Annotated in this window: 13 protein-coding genes; 6 read left to right on the forward strand and 7 right to left on the reverse strand. The window is 54.7% G+C overall.

Going from position 1 to position 15,379, the window contains the following annotated elements; all coding sequences use genetic code 11:
* Positions 1-60: 60 nt before the first annotated feature.
* Genes RBB63_RS10405 through RBB63_RS10435 form a run of 7 tightly spaced genes read right to left on the reverse strand, consistent with a single transcriptional unit; the run spans position 61 to position 7,634 of the window.
* Positions 61-870, reverse strand: a complete 810-nt coding sequence (locus RBB63_RS10405) for a DUF4114 domain-containing protein (RefSeq protein WP_309383886.1) — start codon at positions 868-870, stop codon at positions 61-63.
* A 59-nt stretch (positions 871-929) separates the two neighbouring features.
* Complete coding sequence (locus RBB63_RS10410; protein ID WP_309383888.1) at positions 930-2,441, reverse strand: lipopolysaccharide biosynthesis protein; 1,512 nt, start codon at positions 2,439-2,441, stop codon at positions 930-932.
* On the reverse strand, positions 2,434-3,618 hold the full coding sequence (locus RBB63_RS10415) for a glycosyltransferase family 4 protein (protein WP_309383890.1): 1,185 nt from the start codon (positions 3,616-3,618) through the stop codon (positions 2,434-2,436). The genes RBB63_RS10410 and RBB63_RS10415 overlap by 8 nt, the downstream gene beginning before the upstream one ends.
* Positions 3,560-5,011 carry a WecB/TagA/CpsF family glycosyltransferase gene (locus tag RBB63_RS10420; RefSeq protein ID WP_309383893.1) on the reverse strand — a complete coding sequence of 484 codons (1,452 nt, stop codon included), beginning with the start codon at positions 5,009-5,011 and terminating at the stop codon, positions 3,560-3,562. The genes RBB63_RS10415 and RBB63_RS10420 overlap by 59 nt, the downstream gene beginning before the upstream one ends.
* Positions 5,008-6,222, reverse strand: a complete 1,215-nt coding sequence (locus tag RBB63_RS10425; protein ID WP_309383895.1) for a glycosyltransferase family 4 protein — start codon at positions 6,220-6,222, stop codon at positions 5,008-5,010. The genes RBB63_RS10420 and RBB63_RS10425 overlap by 4 nt, the downstream gene beginning before the upstream one ends.
* A 4-nt stretch (positions 6,223-6,226) precedes the next feature.
* Positions 6,227-7,318, reverse strand: a complete 1,092-nt coding sequence (locus RBB63_RS10430; RefSeq protein WP_309383897.1) for a hypothetical protein — start codon at positions 7,316-7,318, stop codon at positions 6,227-6,229.
* 4 nt (positions 7,319-7,322) lie between these two features.
* Complete coding sequence (locus tag RBB63_RS10435; protein WP_309383899.1) at positions 7,323-7,634, reverse strand: STAS domain-containing protein; 312 nt, start codon at positions 7,632-7,634, stop codon at positions 7,323-7,325.
* Between the two features lie 95 nt (positions 7,635-7,729).
* On the opposite strand from RBB63_RS10435, the gene RBB63_RS10440 reads away from it, so the two are divergent.
* The 6 genes from RBB63_RS10440 to RBB63_RS10465 are packed head-to-tail and all read left to right on the forward strand — an operon-like array spanning position 7,730 to position 15,379.
* A complete protein-coding gene (locus tag RBB63_RS10440) occupies positions 7,730-8,458 on the forward strand; it encodes a sugar transferase (RefSeq protein WP_309383901.1) in 729 nt (242 codons plus the stop codon).
* Positions 8,459-9,610 carry a hypothetical protein gene (locus RBB63_RS10445; RefSeq protein WP_309383903.1) on the forward strand — a complete coding sequence of 384 codons (1,152 nt, stop codon included), beginning with the start codon at positions 8,459-8,461 and terminating at the stop codon, positions 9,608-9,610. It begins immediately after the preceding gene.
* Positions 9,607-10,140, forward strand: a complete 534-nt coding sequence (locus RBB63_RS10450) for a heme NO-binding domain-containing protein (RefSeq protein WP_309383905.1) — start codon at positions 9,607-9,609, stop codon at positions 10,138-10,140. Before RBB63_RS10445 ends, RBB63_RS10450 begins: the two co-directional genes overlap by 4 nt.
* 10 nt (positions 10,141-10,150) lie before the next feature.
* Positions 10,151-12,559 carry a PAS domain S-box protein gene (locus RBB63_RS10455; protein ID WP_309383907.1) on the forward strand — a complete coding sequence of 803 codons (2,409 nt, stop codon included), beginning with the start codon at positions 10,151-10,153 and terminating at the stop codon, positions 12,557-12,559.
* Between the two features lie 2 nt (positions 12,560-12,561).
* Complete coding sequence (locus RBB63_RS10460; RefSeq protein ID WP_309383909.1) at positions 12,562-13,662, forward strand: sensor histidine kinase; 1,101 nt, start codon at positions 12,562-12,564, stop codon at positions 13,660-13,662.
* A gap of 1 nt (position 13,663) precedes the next feature.
* Positions 13,664-15,379, forward strand: coding sequence for a SpoIIE family protein phosphatase (locus RBB63_RS10465; RefSeq protein ID WP_309383912.1), 1,716 nt, complete (start codon positions 13,664-13,666; stop codon positions 15,377-15,379).

Genomic DNA, 15,379 nt, shown 5'->3' on the forward strand with positions numbered 1-15,379 from the left:
AGATCAACTGTGACTTTTTTTATTTTAATGTAGCCACACACATCAGGTCTAAGCTTTACATCACTCAACCGACTGAACAAACGCCAACTCACTTTTCTGGCGACGGGCGGCATACAATACGCCGATCGTAAACAGCGCCACGATGAGCAAGGTCGAAGGTTCCGGATTCGCGAGGTAGGCCACGTTCATTGCGCCAATGTCCACAGCGAACAACAGGTCATTGTAGTCTTTATCACCGCCGCCGTAGAGGTCTTCAAAACCGATCAGTAGATACGGGCTGCCATCCTGGGCCAGGCTAACTGTGTGCACCAAGCCGTCCGCGTTGACCGACGTATCCGTCGACCAAATATCGGAGCCGCCATAGGCGCCGTTAGCAATCAGGAAAAAGTCCAATTGTGTTCCAGCTTCCAGCACGCCAAGGTCGACAAAGTCTCCGGGCATCAAGGGCGCGGACTCCGCACGCCAAGTGTTTACATCGCCATAGGTATAATAGCTGTTGACGCTGGACGCATCGGGGAAAATCAGGAGCGGATCACCGGAATCTATCGAACCGCCATCGGTGTTGTAGCCAAGTGTATTGTGATAGCCTGCACCTTCACCCAAGAAGTATACACGCACCGAAGCATCCGCATGCAAGTATAGCTTGGAGGGGTCCAAACTCACTGTGGATAAATTCGACACCGCCTGCGATTCCCCAAGGTTGGCGTCGATGAAGGTCAGCATGTCAGGCAATACCTCGGATTGGAATTGCGCAGACTGCGCATCCGATCCCGCCTGCATCACCGGGGCAGTAATATCCAAACCGGCTGGACGTGCACTGGACTGCACATCCAACTCCGTTTGTGCGTTTGCTTGAGTGGCAATTGCCAAGATAAGGAGTATTGAGGACTGGTTTTTCATAACGAATAAATTCTATCCATATTTAACGGCTATAAAGTCATTCCCTTAATTAATTTCCGGGAAAACCAGAGCCAGGGGACTCCGGCCAACGCGCCACGCCAAGCCAGCGACCACAAACCGCCACTCTCTGGAAACGGAGCCACGAACAACAACAAGATGAGCACGATGGCAAAACTGCCTAACGGCCAAGCGCTTCCGTCTGCGTGAAACGCCAGGAAGCGCCCCGGCTTCAACTCGACCGCCCGCAGCGTGATTGGCAGAATAAAAAACCAACCGATGAGCGCAGTAGGAATCAATGTGCCCAGAGCAACGCCTAAAATTCCCAAGGGAAAAACCAGAGCAAAGCTCACGGCGACATTCAAAACCGCATCTATAATAGAGAGCCTCAAAAGCGCTTTTTCATGGCCGGTCATCATCAGGATGCGCTTCGTACAACTGTTCGTCAGTTGTGAACTGTAGATTGCTAACAGTAGGGCCTGCCCCACCCAATAAACTTCGTGCGGAACTTCGTCCAAACCCGTCAGGAGCATGATCAAGCCATCCAAATAAACCGCAGACAGAACGTAGGCTGGCGTCACGACAACAAAGGTCAGCCGCGAACTTCGCATAAGTAATTCGCGCAAGCCGGCCTCGTCACCACTGGCTTTCAAATGAGCCGCAGCCGGAGACAGCGCCGCCTGAAGTTGCACGCTGAACAAGTTGAGCATTTCACCCATTTTGAAGCCGGCCTGATAGAGCGCCACCGACGCCACGCCAATGGTTAAACTCAGTACGAGCTGATCGCTCTTCGCCATAATTAGGTTACTGAACGTGATCAAGTATGCGGCGATGGAAAAACTCATCTGCGCCTTCACTGACCGCCATTCGAAAAGCCTTGGCGTCAACGACAGCTCTTTAATCAGGCGGAACGCAAAGATGGCGGCAAAGATGTTCGGTATCAGGCTGGAGATGACGCTAATCGTCATCAACGCCGGGAAAGGCCAGTTTAAGGCCAGGGCGGTTACAATCGCACTGAAGTGAAGGATCGTATTGCCAACGCCGACCCAATTCGCGAGGTCAATGCGTTGTAAGCCACGCAAGACTTCGGGGAAAAGCCCCAACGGAAAAGTCAGCGCCATGCCGATGAAAAAGATGATGTAGGCGCGACTGAACGCGGCCCAGTCATCCGCCGACACCGAGACCGCTTGCATGAAGTAAGGACGCAGCAAAAGGAACGCTACCACAAGGGCAACGGCGAGCCCTACAAAAGTCCAAAAGATCGTCGCCAACAAGCGGTTCAGCCCCGCCATGTCTCCTTGCGCCATTTTCTCCGCTACCGCTTTCTGCGCCGTGAAGCCGAAGCCAAAGTCCAGCAACACGCCGTAACCAAATAACGACCAAAGCAATGACCAGAAGCCAAACGCCTCTTCGCTTAAGCCACTGAACAATTGACGAAAAAGTATTAGACCGAGAATCAACCGGAGCACTACCTGCACGTAGCTGCTCCCGGTATTCGCCCAAAAGCGACGCTTCCATTCGGGCTTGATTACGGGATCAGCCATGGGCGACCTCCCGATACACCGCCTCACATTGCGCCGCCACCTCGTCCCAGCGATACTGCGCCGCCCATTCAATTCCCTGCGCAACGCGTTGGCTACGCTCGTTAGCTTGCATGGCGCCCAGTTGCACCAATGCGCTCGTCATCCCCTCAACAGACATCGGATCAAAGCGCAATGCTGCCGGGCCATTGACTTCACACAAGCTTGTCGCATCCGAGGCCGCCACCAACGAACCGCAGGCCTGCGCCTCAATCACGGGAAAGCCAAAGCCCTCCATCAGAGAAGGAAATACCAATGCTTCAGCCGCGCCATACCACAAAGGCAGCTCATCGTCCTCCACGAAGCCCGCCATGCGAATCGCAGCACTATGCGCCGACGCCTCGATTGTTTCATCAATGACCTCTTTACCATGCCAAGGCGCCCCGCCTAAAACCAAATCCCAATCGAGCCCAGTGGCTTCCCGAAACTGGCTGAAAGCCTGAATCAAGCGCACGTGATTCTTCGCCGGATGCTCGAAACGCGCGATGTAAATCAAGTAGGGCTTATCCAAGCCATGCTTTTTACGAAACGCCTCAACCGTCGCCGCTTTCGGTGGTTGAAATCGCGCGTGGTCGATTCCGTTGGGAATGACCCGCAGGCGCGAAGGCGCAACTTCCAGATAGTGCTGAATGTCCTCTCCCGCCGTCGCGCTTACCGCGATCACGCGATCCATCCGTCGCGCAATCCAGGGCGTCACTTTACGACCAAAGAAGCCGCGCAGCGCATCATATTTATCCGCCATGATGAACGGCGCGCAGTCGTGGATAGTCGCCACCTGCGGCGCCGTGCAGTTGATCAGCATGCGACGGTAGCTCGGAATGTGCACCACATCGTAGCCCCCACGACGAATGATACCTGGCAGCGATGCCTGATGCCATAGTAGATTCAGGACACCACGGCTCGCAGCCGCTGGAATGCTTACCCACTGAGCATCCGGGATTACCGGAAAATGATCACGGTCTGCATCAAGCCCAGCAATGTGTATTTCCAAGCCACGCGCAGCCAGCGCCTCAGTTAATGCAATCACGTAACGACCTACGCCAGACCGCCCGCCTTGTATCATGCCCGCTGACAAGAGAACCTTAATTGCCTGCCTTTCCATCGGAATGTTCCGGCAAAAACTCTTCCAGGCAAAGCACATTCAAGATGCGACGCATGGGCGGAGTTGGCGCTATTATTTTTACACCGCCGCCACGCTCCAGCAAACGACGGCGGGCGACCAACAACGCCGTCACCCCACTGCTATCAATAAATGTGATCTTCGAGCAATCAACCAACAGAAGATACGCGGCTGGCTGACCGTCAATCAGCGAACACAAACGGGCGTTCAATTCGTCTACGTTGGATTTATCATACCATTCAGCCAGTTGAAAATGGAGAACCTCCTCGCCTTTGCTGACCGGTTCGCCAGCCATTAAACCGGCGCTGAATTCCACCTCGGAAGCATAGAACTGAAAGAGCGAATCCAGCCTGACCGCTTTCAGCACATTCATCACCGTATCCGATGGCTTCAACACCGCAAAGACCTGATCCGCCTCCTTCGCTTTCCTCGCTAGCCCAGCCAAGGCGCCCATGCCGCCGCTGTCCATAAACTCAACCCCGCTCAAATCCAGCAGCAGCGGTTGGCTCCAATCCTCAGGTTGCTCAAGTTCGTCCATCGTCGCGCGTTCCACGGAACCGCGCCAACGAATGAGCCGATAGGAGACTTCGGCTGGTGGCTCGTGCGTTGGGGATTCAGGTGCAGGCAAATCTTGGCGACGCTTCGTCAGCAACTGCTTCATCGTCACCCAACCCAGAAAAAGAAAGTCGCGAAAATAACGACTAAACAAACGCTTGGGATTCGTCCCCATTCGCCAAAGCCACTCTAGGCCGGTCGACTGCATCCAGCCAGGCGCCCTCACCTGCTTGCCCGAAACAAAGTCCAGCGAAGCGCCAATGCCAATGCTCAGCGCTGCGCCTGCGCGCTGGTGAAATAAATAGATCCAGTCTTCCTGCTTCGGGCAACCCAGCGCGACCAAAAGTAAATCCGCACCTGACGCCTTAATGCGCTGCACAACGGCTTCATTGTCCCAGTCCTGCACTTTGCCCATTGGCGGTGATTCATACCCGGCAATTTTTAAATTCGGCATGCGCTCGCTCAAGATTTCAGCCACTTCCGCGAGCGTCTGGTCATCACTCCCGAAGAAGTAAACCCGCTTGTTCATCTCAACGCAAATCTCCAGCAATTTCGGCGTAAGATCTGAGCCCGCTACCCGCTCCCGCAATGGGTGCCCCAGAACTTTGGAGATCCAAATCAGGGGCATGCCATCGCAAACCACCCGCTTCGCGTAGAACAATATTTTGCGCAGCGACGCATTTTCATATGCCTGCGCGGCAAAGTCCACATTGGCCGTGACAAAGTAGACTGGACGATTCGCCGTCAAAGCCAAACGACATTCGTCGAGCGCCTCCGACATCGTCAAATCATGAAAGGGCAACCCCAACAACACGGCAATGGGCGGCTCGGCGGGATCTGCGGATTTCGGAGGACTCATGATACGGGCTGTAGAGCGTTTAGTTTCTCGACAAGACGAGCGCCCAGCGCACGCCAAGTATACGCGTTGAGCACCTTACGGCGACCGGCCTTCGCCTGCGAATGCCGCAGTTCGGCGTTACCAGCCAGTTGCAAGCAGGCATTGGCAAAAGCCTCCGCCGAATCAGCCAATGTAATGTCCTGATCCGGCGCAAAATCCAGCCCCTGTGCGCCCAGTGTGGTCGACACCACCGGATTGCCCATTGAGAGCCCCTCGACAATCTTCAACCGCGTGCCTCCGCCAATACGTAATGGCACTACCTGCATCCATGCCTTCTGATAATAGGGGCGCACGTCCGGCACCTCGCCAGCAAATTGGACTCCCGGTCGCGCAGCGTAAGCCATCACCTCATCCGTGGGATTTTTGCCGACCAGAATAAGTCGGTAGTCGGGCAGCCCCTTTAAGATACGCTCATGGATCTCGTCAAAATACCAGCGCATGGCGTCGGTATTCGGCGTGTAGTCCAGGGCGCCGCAAAACAGGGCGCTGGGAAATGCGGTTGGCTGCGGCGGCCAATCGTCGGCGCTAAAGAAATCCGTATTCGCGCCATTAGGGAGGACGAAGACTTTGTCCGGCAAACTCAGGCGTTCGTCCAGAAATTCTTTATCCTCCACCCCACACACGACTTCCAAGTCAATGGCTTCCATCACATGACGCTCGACCTGAGACATTTTCCACAGATTCTCACGCCGCATAAACTTGCCCCACATGGTATCCGGCAAAGTCGCCAACTCTTCCTGCTGAAATAGCCAGTCGACGCGACTACGGTCCATGATCAGTTGGCCATGCCCACAAAAATGCGCGTCAATGTAGGGCCACAAAACAATATCAACCCAGTAGACGATGTCATATTCCTGCCCGGCAATGAAATCGCCCAGGGCTTCATTGACTGCATCCGACCACCAGTGCCGAATAGTCGTGGGCGTCAGGTTCCACACGCGGTCAGTCCAAAACGACGGCCAGGGCGGATGCTGGAATTGGCAAAACTCAACCCGCCCACAAAAACCGGCAAAACGGTCTTTGTGCTGCGCGTCTTCCGCCTCCGACGACAGACAAAAAAGGTCGACGTCATACACGCCAGCCAAATGCTCCGTCAGGTGGTAGACACGCTGGAAGGTGCCCCGTCGTATGGGAAACGGCACATAGGGCAAGATAACCAGCATCCGCTTCATGACGTTAACTGTAATAGCTCCACCAAGTCTCGTAAATATCGGAAATTGATTTTAAATCAGTTTTTTTGATCGGCAGGCATTTGCCAATCTGGTCCAAGTTCGGAACGGGCGAATTCAGTTGCGTCAGCGCACGCATCAGAGCGCCTCGCGGGTAGTCTGACACTGGGTTCAACCAGGCGCCTCGTTTAATACGATCACGCAATGCCAGCAGTAAGCAATGAATTTTTGATTCCTGGGGGAAGAGGCGCTTTGGGCATCGGGCGTAGGCTGTAGCATCCGCAAATGTAGACCCGATGCGTTCACTTTCCACCGCCAAAAACACGGTTAACCAGAGTGCGCGAAGGCGTTCGTTTTGCACGGCAAGATCCAAGTCCGCAGTTGGCTCATGCGGCCTTTGCTTAAAGGCGACTCCCGTTCGGTGAAGCTCGCGAATCTCATCTGTCGCCAAGGGCGAGTCGAGTTGGGCAAACCGCTCACCCCTCACTTCACAGAAGGCGTCATGCTGGCCAGCCATGCACAGCAACGCATCGCCCAAGGAAAGCGCGAGCTTCATGTGTTGCCGATAAATGAAGTCGCGCGCGGCCACGTCATCCAATCGGCAACGCGCGAAGAACAAACCCGATCCACGGTTCCAAAGCAAACGCGTCGCTTCAATCGGCGCGATGAGCTCAGGCTTCATCATAGGCTGCCAGGCAGCCAAGTAATCCTCGGGTCCAACCACGACGCAATGGCCCATCACCAAGTCAAAAAACATCATGGAGCGCTCAGCGCCTTCCAGCTTACTCGGCGCCAGGCATGTCACTTCGACATCGATGCCGAGCGCTTCGCTTTCGACACGCTCATACTCCCTCACCGTGCTCAGTAATTCCGGATCATCCGGCGTGGGTGAAAAGAGGAAATAGTCCAAGTCATTATACAGTCCAGGCTCTACACTCGTCAGGTCTACACCACCTTCGCCACGGCCATACCCCCCACCTAAAATCAATGCTTCAACCGCCAAGCTACTTTGCGATGCAAAGTTTTTCTGAGTACGCGCAACATGAGCGTCCAGTTTCTTCAACAGGGAAGGGTATGTCCCGTTGAAAAAACGACCCATGGCGCTAGCTTTCCAAGGCAAATACGGAGTTGAGTCGGAGCAGCTCCAGAACGCTCATGACCTCTGGATGCACGTTTCTAAGCGCCAACGGGCGGATGTCAGGGTGAAGCGCGTTGTTTAAATGCAGCAATGCGCCTAAGCCCGAGCTGTCAATAAACTCAAGCTGATCACAGTCCACCAGCACCTTCCCATTTTGTGGAAAACGCACCGATTTCAGCTCCTGCTTAAACTCTGCCGCGTTGGCTGCTTCGAGGTGAGATGTCTGCAAACTGAGCACCAGTTCCTCGCCGTGTTGAGATGTTTCAAAAATAGGCATTACAATAGTTAAGGGGTAAAACTAGTAGTAAATCACTATTCTTTCCTTGGCAATGCAAGACTACATATATTTAATACATTAAGGATCAACACGCTATGCCTGACGACGAATTGAATCCCACCCTCAACGAGTTCTGGTCAAGTAACGAAGGACGACTGGAAATCGATAAATGGCGAAAGAAAATGCGTCGCAAAATTTCGCTATGGCGGGCAACCGTTATGCTCAGCGAAACCGGAAAGCGCACACTCGACATACTCGGGTCGGGCGTCGCACTGCTTTGCTTTTCGCCGATATTTGCCGCCACAGCATTACTCATTAAAATAGAAGATCGCGGCCCGATCATCTTCTCACAAACGCGCATTGGGGAAAAAGGACGCGCGTTCCAATGCCTCAAGTTTCGCTCGATGGTCGTCAACGCAGATCAAATTAAAGAGCAGCTCACCGAGCAGAACCAGCACGAGGCGGGAGTGACCTTTAAAATGAAAGACGACCCGCGCATCACGAAAGTCGGCAAATACATTCGCAAGCTATCTATCGACGAATTTCCTCAGTTCTACAATGTATTACGCGGCGACATGTCGCTCGTGGGCCCACGCCCTCCCGTGCCCAAAGAAGTCGCCGAGTACAAGGCCTTCCATCTGCGACGCCTGATGGTCAAACCAGGCATCACCTGCTTGTGGCAAATTGGCGGTCGCGCAGAAATTGATTTCGAGGGACAAGTCCGCCTCGACTTGCAGTACATCACTTCGCAAAGCCTGAAGCAGGACATCCTTATTCTATTAAAGACCGTGCCCGCCGTGATCCTTGGAAAGGGGGCGTATTAAATGAGCGACGCCAAGCCTGATACGTTGACTCTCGTCTGCCCCGACTGGCGCCAACAAGAGTTCCCGCTTCGCTTGCCGGACCCATTTGTCCTCTGGCCCGTAGGCGATCAACCACTGCTTTACCATTGGTTTGACCACGCCTTGGACCAAGGCTTCAAGCACGTCCGCATACTCGCTGCGGATCGCCCCAATCGAGTCAGGGACGCCGTTAAGCAAGCAACGCTTTGGCCGATCACCATTGAGGTCACCACCGTTTCCAAAACAAGCGCACAGGATGGCGAGCTGATGCGCGGGCTCCCGAATCAAAACGCCTTGGTCGCGCCGCAAGATGAGTGGGAGTTGCTCAATTATTGGCAGCACATGGACAACACTTGGCTTGCCTCAGCCAACGATGAAGCGCTCGACGTCAGTTTGTCTGTTGGTCGACTTTGCCGCATTCACCCAACGGCAATATTGAATCCCCCCTACCTGATTGGCGATCACGTCGCGGTGGGGCCTGGCGCAGTCATCGGCCCCAACGCAATCCTGGGCAATGACTCACTCGTGGCCGAAAACACCATTGTCCGCAATGCCCGCGTCATGCCCCATACATTCCTGGGCGCACACTTGACGCTGGAGAATGCCGTCTTGTTCGGACGTGTGCTCTATAATAGTAAGCACAAAGCGCGTGTTGAACGCATTGAGTCGTTCATTGCCGACTCCATCACACCAACGGCAACGCGGACTCCGTGGAAGGAGCGCATAACCGCCTTTGGTTGGTGGCTCCGCTTTCGCCTGCGGCTTTGCCTGGGCTTGCCAGAAAACTCACCGCAGATTTCGCGCAATGACCAACGCTATCCCGGGCTCGCCCAAGCGCCCCTCTGGGCCGCGCGTCTGCCACGGCTTTGGGCAGCCGCCTGCGGACGTATGCGGCTGTTCGGCCCTCTGCCCCGCTCAGACGAGCAATTGGAATCCCTGCCCCCCGAGTGGCAAGCCATCCTCCGCGACGCCACGCCAGGCGCCATAGCTTACAGCGATTGCCTGGGCTGCCATGATCCCACCGATCCCTCCGAGGCGCTGCACGCGGTTTATCAAATCACGCATCCGGAGCAAACCAACCCGCAGTGTCGCTATTTTCTACAACAGCTAACCCATCAACAAGGACCCGTATGAAAGGCATGGTATTCACCGAACTACTCGACATGGTCGAAGACAAATTTGGCATCGATATGGTGGACTCGATTCTTGAGGACGCCGACTTGCCGGTCTCGCACGGCGCTTACACCGCAGTAGGCACCTACCCCCACGAAGAAATTGTCTCCATCGTCATGCAGCTCAGCAAGCATTCCGGCCTACCGCCGGACGCCTTGCTAAAGGTTTTTGGCGAGCATTTGTTTGCGCGTTTTCATGGTGCCTATCCGCAGTTCTTCAGTGGTTCCACCAGCTCGTTTGATTTCCTGCAGAACATCGACCAATACATCCACGTCGAAGTGCGCAAGCTCTACCCGGACGCCGAATTGCCCGCCTTTGACTGTGAGCGCAACGGCAACCAACTGAAAATGGTCTACACCTCCACGCGACACATGGAGTCATTCGCCGAAGGGTTGATCCGAGGATGCCTGAGCCACTTTGGCGAGGAGGCCGATATTACCTGTGAGTCTGTCGACGACAATACTTCCATTTTCAACGTCACGCTGCGCTAGAAAACGACCGATGAGCGATGAAGCCGACAAATGGAAGAAGCGCTTTGAGCGCGAACGGCAAGCCCGCAAGGTCGCCGAGCGCCTGCTCGAAGACAAAGCGCTTTCGCTCTACGAAAAGAATGTCGAACTCGAAAAGATCAGCGCCAAGCTTGCCAAAACCGTCGAGCGCCGCGACGAGGAGCTGCGCTATTCAAATACAAAACTGCGTGAGGAAGAAGAGCGACTCGCGTCACTCGCCCAAACATTCCCCGGCATTATATTTCAATGGTTCGAACGAAGTAATGGTGAGTGCGGCTTTTATTACCTAAGCCATCGGTGCGAAGAAATCTTTGGGTTCTCCGTGAAAGACGCGATTCGCGATTGGCGCACCATGCAAATACACCCGGAGGACATCGCGGGATGGCGCGATTCGCTCAAGTTTTCGCTACTGACGATGAGCGATTGGCGTTTCATTGGTCGACTCATTGCGCCATCGGGAGAAATCAAGTGGTGGCAAGGCGATAGCAAACCACAACGCGTTTCGAAAGACGAAGTTGTGTTTAACGGCGTGGTGCTCGACATAACACACCAGAAAAAAGCCGAGGCGCAAATCCGCCGCCTTTCCATGGTCGCCAGCAAAACGATCAATGGCGTCGTCATTACCGATGAAACCGGGCGCGTGATGTGGATCAATGACGCCTTCGAAAAAATCACCGGTTATTCCAAACAAGAAATGCTTGGCCGCAAGCCGGGAGAATTACTACAGGGTCCGCACACCAATAGCGACACCGTTAAGATGATCGGGGAAAAACTTCGCCAAAAAGAACCCCTGACCGCTGAACTGCTAAACTACCACAAGAACGGCACGACCTACTGGTTACGCTTGGATATAAACCCCTTGTTCGATGACAAGGGCGAGCTCACGAATTTCATTGGCATCGAGACCGACATTACGAAGCACAAGGAAACGGAAACCGCGCTCAAACTCGCGTCTGAACATGCTCGCGAAGCCGCCGAGGAAGCAAACAAAGCGAACCAAGCCAAAAGTCGCTTCCTCGCCAGCATGAGCCACGAAATCCGCACGCCGCTCAATGGCGTCTTAGGCTACACGCAGGTTCTGGGCATGCGTAATGATTTACCCCAAGACGCTGCGGACATGATCGCCTCGATTGGGCGTAGCGGCGAACACCTACTGCACTTGATCAACGACATTCTCGACCTCTCAAAAATCGAAGCGGGCAAGTATCAAATCAAAGACGCTGACGTCCTGCTCCAGGAGCTGCTGCAAGACCTCGATGACATGTTTCAACCAAACGCCGCACTGAAAGGCATCGAGTATTCCGTGGAAGCCTGGGACTTTGAAGCCGAAACTGTGGTCACAACGCCGTTCTACTTTCGCGCAGACGACCGTGCAGTGCGACAAGTGCTGCTCAACCTCGCCGGCAACGCGATCAAGTTCACCCGCGAAGGCAAGGTCAGCATCCGCGCCGGGCTTGACGGCGGAGCGATAAAATTTTCGGTCGAAGACTCCGGACCCGGAATTCCCGAAGAGGATCATCATCGCATATTTGAGTCCTTCGAACAATCGGACCGCGCCGTCAAAAAAGTCGAAGGCACCGGGCTCGGCTTAGCCATTTGCCAAAAACTCGTTGGCCTGATGGAAGGCAGCATTTACCTGGAATCCACCCCCGGCGTGGGTTCCTGCTTTTGGTTTGAGATACCCTACATCCAACCACAGGAAGCGCACTCGGAGTACATACCTGCCAAGAAGCTGAAACGTCGACGCTACCTGGGAGATGCGATGCAGGTCCTCGTCGTGGATGACGATGAAAACAGTCGGCGCGTCACGAAGGAACTGATGGCCGCAGCAGGGTTCCAGACATTCTCCGCTGCATCTGGACAAGAAGCGCTGGAACTCCTCAATCGAAATATCCCTGACCTCATTGCCAGCGATTTGCTCATGCCGGAAATGGACGGCTTTGAGCTTTGCTCGCGCATTCAATCAACTCCATCGCTACAGAAGATCCCCATCATCGCAGTCTCCGCCAGCGTCATGCAAAACGAGGAAAACGAAGTGCGCTTGCGGCCTTTTTCCGCCTTTGTCCCCAAGCCAGTCAAAGCCGACGATTTATATGAAAAAGTCGGATCAGTCCTTAAACTACAATGGGAGGATGAAGATGCGACAGGCGCAGCGAACCCAACTGATCCACAAGGCGAGGTCGAGCTACAATTACCAAGCACAACCATTTTGGAAGCACTCCTCAATCTAGCAGAACAAGGCGACATTCTCTCCATTCAATCCGAGGTGGAGCAACTGCGACAGTCAGATGCCGCCTGTCAGGATTTCTATAAACGCCTGGAAGGCCTCGCCGCCAACTTCCAAAGCCAGGCGCTGGAAGACATCCTCGTAGAGTCTCTCGCCAAATCTCAAACCCACTAGCCATGAGTTCCGACTCGCCAGCAACACTTCTCGTCGTCGACGACAACCCAACCAACCTGGCAGTGGTGTGCGCGCACTTAACCAAGTCCGGCTACCGCATGCTCACAGCCGAGAACGCAGTCAGCGCCCTACGGAGACTCGACCGCGTGCAGCCCGACGTCATGCTGCTTGACGTGATGATGCCCGACATGGACGGCTTCCACCTGGCAATGGAAATTCGTAAGCGTGAGGACTACTGCGGCCAACCCATCATCTTCATGACGGCGCTCGATGACATGGAAAGCAAGCTCAAGGGCTTTGCCTCGGGCGGCGTGGATTACATCACCAAGCCCATCCAGCATGAGGAATTAATTGTCCGCGTGAAAACCCACCTGGAAGTTCATCGTCTGCGTGAAGAGCTCAGCCGGGAAAACCAGCGCAAAGACGAGTTGATCCAGGAACTGGAGGCGTATGACATGACTGTCGCGCACGATTTAAAAAATCCCATCGGCGGCATTGCGAGCGCAGTCGAAACGTTTGACCTCATCGACGATCTGACCGGCACGGAAGCGCGCGAAATTATTGAAATGATCAAGCTTGGCTCGGCGCATTGCCAGCAGATCATCAATGGGCTGCTGTCATTTGCCCGACTGCGCAAAGGCCACGCAAAGCGCACAGAAGTCGAGATGGAAGCCTTGGTCCGGCAGAGCATCGAATCACTGAGCCCCATGATCGACGTGTACAATGCAAGCATAACGATCGAAGGTCATTTGCCACCGGCCTTTGGATTTGCGCCTTGGCTCACCGAAGTATGGTCCAACCTGATCAGCAACGCGATCAAGTATGGCGGTCGACCACCGGTCATAAGCATTTCCGGGGAAGCCATTGGCAAGAAGGTTTGCTATAAAGTAATAGACAATGGCCACGGCCTCCCCGAAAACCGAGACGAACTCTTCAAGCCGTTTTCCCGGGGCTCCAGCACTTACACCGAAGGCACAGGCTTGGGTTTGTCGATTGTCGAGCGCATCCTTCGCCGACTGGATGGCTCCATCATCGCCGAGGACCAGCCCGAGGGCGGCGCTGTCTTAACCTTCTATCTGCCGCAAGCTGATCATGCATCATAAAATGCCGCCAGTCCAACAAAGCGAAAGCATCAGCCTGCAACGACACAGGCTTCCGGCAAATATCGTTTTCCTGCCTGCGGTGCGCGCGCAGTTCATGGCGTTTCTGGAATCTTTGGACTTGCCGCCCGCAGAACTGAGCGGATGGAAACTCACCTTCACCGAACTACTCACCAATGCAATACTCCACGGCGCTCAATCCGACGCACATAAAGAAGTAGCTGTCGAGTGGTCACTGAACGCTGGCTCGATCGTGCTGGGCGTTCAAGACCCAGGACCAGGCCCCGGCACGACGCATTCCGGAGCAGCCGCCCTGCCCGCCGATCTCAATCAGGAGCACGGTCGAGGCCGCTACCTCGTGCATTCCTTTGTCGACTCATTTCAGGAGTGGCGAGGCGCCCCGCAGGGTTATCGCATCGAGGTCAGCAAGCTTAGCCTTGCCGGTGAAGGGCTCGCACCACCTTCTGCGGAAATGGAAGCAGTTCTCGCGGAACTGTCCGCCAGCTACGAGGGCCTGGCCGCATTTTATCAGCTGAGTGAATCGCTGGTCTTGTCGCATTCATTAAATAACTTTCTATCGCAAAGCTTGCCCAATGTCCGCGACAGCATCGACTTGGACTACCTGCGCCTATACGTCGACTCAAGCGTCCCGGCCTTCATCAAAGATCAACTCAATGACGTGCATGAAGCCGTCATGGGTGAGGATATCTCACCGGCCCTCCGTCAGTTGCTTGAGCCGAAAACGGAGCTCGTCTGGGAAGACGAAACTCAGCGACAGGCTTTGGGTGCAGACATTCCGCCATTGAGTGAGCTTAGCTCCGGTTGCCTTTTGCCAGTAACCTCCGATGCAAAGTTTTTCGGCATGCTGGCAGCAGGCCGTCGAGATCGCCATAAGCGCATTGCCTCTTCACAAGTGAACAACCTGCGCACCTTTGCCGACATCTTTGGCATTTCCATAGGCAATTACATTTCGACCACCATTCGACGCGAAGCGGAGAAGGATTTGCGCGAGTTTGAGATCGCCGCCGAAATCCAGCAGCACCTCTTACCGGTGCGTCAGCCCAAGCATCCGCTTAAGCGTGAAGTCCGCATTTTTCAACGCGTCGCACAAAATGTCGCTGGCGACTTTGCGGAGTACTGTCTGGACCGCCTGGGCAATCACTACGTGACAATCATCGACGTCATGGGCAAAGGGGTCTCGGCCGCCTTGTTGGGCATCATCTATCGCGCAGCGTTTAACCTGATGCTCGACAACCCCATGCCACTCCCGGTGATGCTCCAACGCATCGGCCGCATCCTCAACCACATGCTCGGCGACCTCACCATGTTCATCACGGTGACCATCCTCCGCTGGAGTGACGAGGTCGACATGATCGAGCATGTCAACGCCGGCCACTGCCCCACAATCAGGATATCGCAAACCGGTGAGATCACCGAGTTCGAACCTTCCGGACCGCCCATCGGCCTACTCGCCAACTTCACATACACCTCCGATCAAATCCCCATGCAGCCGGGGGATCGCATCGCCCTGGTTTCCGACGGTTGTTATGAATGGCGTTGTGAATCAAAACTCTTTGGCTGGGATAACCTAATAAACCTAATCAAATGCGGAAACCATGAGCATGGCGCCGGCTTATGGAGTGACCTTGCCAAACTCATGGACCGCGAATGCTGCCGCGATGAGCCCAGCGACGACATCACCCTTGTATACATCAAATAG

The organism is Cerasicoccus frondis, assembly GCA_031296915.1.
GTDB classification, from domain to species: Bacteria; Verrucomicrobiota; Verrucomicrobiia; order Opitutales; family Cerasicoccaceae; genus Cerasicoccus; species Cerasicoccus frondis.